Annotated in this window: 4 protein-coding genes and 1 pseudogene; 4 read left to right on the top strand and 1 reads right to left on the bottom strand. The window is 61.2% G+C overall.

Annotated elements, in window-relative coordinates:
- Positions 1–567 precede the first annotated feature (567 nt).
- The 4 genes and pseudogenes from WCJ41_RS20325 to WCJ41_RS20310 form a co-directional block, all read left to right on the top strand.
- The gene (locus tag WCJ41_RS20325) at positions 568–1,551 is read left to right on the top strand and encodes an NAD-dependent epimerase/dehydratase family protein (protein WP_336907662.1); all 984 of its coding nucleotides are present in this window, start codon (positions 568–570) and stop codon (positions 1,549–1,551) included.
- A gap of 18 nt (positions 1,552–1,569) precedes the next feature.
- Positions 1,570–1,932: a helix-turn-helix domain-containing protein gene (locus WCJ41_RS20320; protein WP_336907661.1), complete on the top strand. Its 363-nt coding sequence runs from the start codon at positions 1,570–1,572 to the stop codon at positions 1,930–1,932.
- 24 nt (positions 1,933–1,956) lie between these two features.
- Positions 1,957–3,483, top strand: a complete 1,527-nt coding sequence (locus WCJ41_RS20315) for an MATE family efflux transporter (RefSeq protein WP_336907660.1) — start codon at positions 1,957–1,959, stop codon at positions 3,481–3,483.
- Positions 3,484–3,551: 68 nt separating this feature from the next.
- A pseudogene (locus WCJ41_RS20310) lies at positions 3,552–3,682 on the top strand (integrase core domain-containing protein); the annotation flags it as partial.
- A 68-nt stretch (positions 3,683–3,750) separates the two neighbouring features.
- Here the strand turns inward: WCJ41_RS20310 and WCJ41_RS20305 are convergent.
- Positions 3,751–4,203 (bottom strand): DUF6362 family protein, encoded by a 453-nt coding sequence (locus tag WCJ41_RS20305; RefSeq protein WP_336907659.1) that lies wholly within the window; start codon positions 4,201–4,203, stop codon positions 3,751–3,753.
- Between the last annotated feature and the right edge of the window lie 33 nt (positions 4,204–4,236).

Genomic DNA, 4,236 nt, shown 5'->3' with positions numbered 1-4,236 from the left:
CGTAGAGCCAGTGCTCGTGCGCCGCGGCGCGTGCCAGGCCGACTTCCCAGCAGATCTCCTTCCACCGCCATCGGCACACGACAGCGTGCAGGCAACAGCTAATCGATTGGTCAAGAATTGGCCGCGAATCGGATATCGGCGGACATGACAAAATCGACGCGAATGACCCTAACCGGACGTTGTCGAACCGCTCACTCGATCACCTTTCTTGCACGGGTGCGCTGCCGTCGCTTCACCCGCCTCACGAACGGCTTCTGAAGGAAGATCGAGAGCCATGCTTGGGCCGTCTCGCTCTACATGATGCACTACAACTTCTGCCGCGTTCCCAAGTTGCTGAGGATCACTCCTGCGATTGCTGCAGGCGTCACCGATAACATCTGGGCCTTGGATGACGTCGCCCTGCGTCACTGCGAGAGGAACGAACAAGCCCGACCAGACTTCCGTTCGTGGCAAGGTCACATCGCAATTCTCCGCATCCGACGAAGTATAGCTTGCGATTTGCAAGTCATCGTGTATCACTTGCATTTCGCAAGTGGTGGCGGTGACGCATTCGGGGGAGTCGAAGGGATGGAACGTGTTCTGTTGACGGGCGTCACCGGATACATCGGGCAGCACTGCGCCGCCGAATTGCTGAGGCAGGACTACAAGGTGGTAGGCACCATTCGCTCCCGCGCGAAAGCCGACGCCACCCGAATCGCAATTGCGAAGGTAGCCCCGGTCGACGGGCTGAGCTTCGTCGAGGCCGACCTTCTGGCCGACAAGGGTTGGGATGCGGCCATGAGAGAGTGCACGTTCGTCATGCACGTTGCCTCTCCATTTGCGCTAGGGGAGCCAAACAATGAGAACGAGATGATCGTACCCGCCGTCGAAGGAACGAAGCGCGTGATCGTCGCCGCCCAGGGTGCTGGTGTGAAGCGTATGGTGCTCACGTCCTCGACGTTCGCGATAATCGCCGGCAAGGACAGCGGTCGCTATGGCCCCGACGACTGGTCCGACTTGACCGCCCGCATCGGTGCCTATGCAAAGAGCAAGACGTTGGCCGAGCGCGCCGCTTGGGTAGCGGCGAAAGCCGGCTCCATGGAGCTTACAGTCATTGCACCTGGCGCGGTGTTCGGGCCTTCGCTTGGCGCAAAAATGGAGGGCCAAAGCGTTGCGCTGATGACCGACATGATCGGCGGAAAAATGCCTATGATTCCTGACATGAGCATGGGAATGATTGATGTGCGCGATGTCGCACGCCTACACGTCAAAGCCATGACCGCCGTGGACGCTGCGGGAAAGCGTTTCATTGCCGCCAGCGCCGAGCCGATTGAGATGGCCACTGTGGCGGGCGTCCTCAAAACGGCTGGCTACTTCAGGGTTCCTTCGCGCAAAGCGCCCACCATTCTGCTCAAATTCATAGGTTTGTTCGATCGCGAGGTGAAGGGAATGCTTCCGTTCATAGGAAGGGCCGCGTCATTTGACAACAGCGCGACTTTCGACACGCTTGAATGGAAGCCGACGCCGATCGAGACTTCATTTAGAGAAATGGCTGCTGCCATTACCGCATAGATTGAGAGGGCCGGTAGCTTGGCGACGAACTCCGACGAAGTCGAATGGCGCTCCGTGTGCCCCATCAGTTCCGCACTCGACGTGCTCGGCGACAAGTGGTCGTTGCTGATCATTCGAGACCTGTTGATCCATGGTACTCGCACATACTCGCAGTTCCTCGGATCGCCCGAGCACATTGCGACCAACATCCTCGCGTCCCGGCTCAGCCTGCTCGTCTGCCTGAAGCTGGTAGAGCGAACGCACCCCGACGCGATAGCGCGAAATAACGCCTTCCGCCTTACCGAAAGCGGCGCGGCGCTGCGACCCGTCCTGAAGGGACTGGGAAGATGGGCGCAAGAACACCTGAAGGAGTTTCATACCGGTATCATCGGGATTTCCTGAGCCGGGCCCGCCGACCGGGAGCAGATGGCTTCCAACGGCGATTGCGTCCGGCTCGTGTTGTTTCTCGGTGACACATTCAGGTTGTTTCGTAAATCGCGCCGGGTTCCTCGACCAGGCTCCGATGGGGCCGTTCAACCCGGGTTAAAAATGCAGGAGAATGAGATGCCACCAAATATCGCCATTCTGACAGCCCCGATCGGCCCCACGATCATCCGGCTGGCGGCGCCCAACATGATCGCCATGTTCATCACTCTGCTGACCCTGGTAGCGGAGGCCTGGTATGTCGGGCGCCTTGGAACTGCTTCGCTTGCCGGACTCGCGCTGGCATTTCCGATGATGATGCTCATGCAGACGCTATCTGGTGGATCTATCGGCGGCTCGATCACGGGCGCGGTCGCACAACGCCTAGGCGCCGGAGACCGGGCTGGAGCAGAAGCCCTGGCGTTTCATGCCTTGCTGCTCGCCGTTCTTCTGGCCGCGTTGTCCGCTTTGCTGTTCCTGACCGAAGGGCGCTCGATATACACGGCGCTTGGCGGCTCCGGCGCGGTCCTGGAGCAGGCCCTGGCCTATTCCAATGTCCTCTTCGCTGGCTGCGTGACAATGTGGTTGGCAAACAGCTGTGCCGCCATCGTGCGCGCCACCGGAAACATGAAGGTCGCAGCGACACATCTGGTTGTCGGCTCGGTTGTCCAAGTCATTGCCGCGGCGGTCCTGATCTTCGGAGTTGGTCCCGTTCCGGGCATGGGAATCGCCGGCGCCGCCGCCGGCATCGGCGTCGGTTATGCGACAGCTTTTGCGCTGCAGCTGTACTACCTGACGGCCCGGTGCGCCGAATTGCGTCTGAGGCTGTTCGCGACATCCGCCAGAGGGGCTCCGCTTGCCGCGATGCTCAAGGTCGGGGCACTGGCGTCCGTCAACTCACTGTGCTCGTTGGCAGCAGTCATCGTGATTACCGCATTCATCGCGCGGTTCGGGGTCGATGTCCTGGCGGGGTTCGGCATCGGCACAAGACTCGAGTTCCTCATCATCCCGCTGGTTTTCGGCTTTGGCGCGGCATCCACCACCTTGGTCGGGGCCAGTTTCGGCGCCAATCAAGGCCAGCGGGCACACCGCGCTGGCTGGACTGCGGCGCTCTACAGCGCCGCCATGGCCGGCCTGATTGGAGGCATAGTTGCGCTGTTTCCCGGAATTTGGGCGAGCCTTTTCAGCGACTCGGAAGCCGTTCGGGCCGCTTGCCGGGAGTATCTGCAGATTGTCGGTCCATTCTATGCTTTCTACGGCGTGGCCTTGTGCCTCTATTTTGCGTCGCTGGGGGCGGGACGTGTACTTTGGCCTGTGCTCTCGATCATCCTGCGCGTTGTTTTCGTGCTGGTGGGCGGCTTCCTTCTGGCCCGCAGCCAGGCTACCAGCCCTGCGCATTTCTATTGGCTGGTCGCCGCTGGCATGTTGTCACATGCCATTGTCACAGCGGCAGCCATCCGCCTGGGTGCGTGGAACCGCGGTCGCGATCCACAAGCAAGCAGTCCGGTGCCATCATCGGCGGCTTCCTGAAGCGGTGGACTTTCACAAGGAAGCTGCGTGCCGATTCGCCGAGAAGGGCCGTTTGAGGTTCATTTGGGAAAGCGCGCATTGTGATCGAGCAGTGGCGAGGCACTACAATACTATCAGACCACACTCGTCGCTTGCCTACAGCCCGCCGGTACCCCTGACCACTAAGCCACTACCGCAGCCTCTCGCGCCGACGAGGTAATTGAGTAAGTTTTCAAATTATTGCACCTCCTCACGGCACAAATTGGCACATCGCGTCAGCACGGCCTCCTACGCAAAAGGCCCGTTTACGCCTCCCCATCGAACGCGCGAAATTAACCGCCGCCTGCCGTAATGCTCTACCCGTTCCCTGCCGTTCAGCCGCCACGCGATCACGCAGAGCGCGTAGAGCCAGTGCTCGTGCGCCGCGGCGCGTGCCAGGCCGACTTCCCAGCAGATCTCCTTCCAGCGCGTTCCGCTGGCCCGCAGCCACGCGATCTTTGCGTCGATTGGCTCGAGCCAGGGCATCCAGCCGAGCGTCGCTTCCATCCGGCTGATGGCGGCAGCCGACGGCGGCGGCAAACGCATCGGCTCCGGCGTCTGACCTACCAGATCACCGAACTCCACGAACATCGTTGGCCAGGTGCTGAAGTACCCCTGCCCTCGCTCAGCCGGCAGGCGCCGCAGCACCGACGCGGCCTCGATCAGCCGCTCCTCGACCCTCTCGGGTGTCCAGTCATTCATGGCGGCTCTCCTGTCTCCCCGGCTTCTGCCCGT

This window comes from Aestuariivirga sp. (genome assembly GCF_037139295.1).
In the GTDB taxonomy this organism is placed as follows: Bacteria; Pseudomonadota; Alphaproteobacteria; order Rhizobiales; family Aestuariivirgaceae; genus Aestuariivirga.
This window is presented reverse-complemented; position numbering and strand designations above follow the sequence as displayed.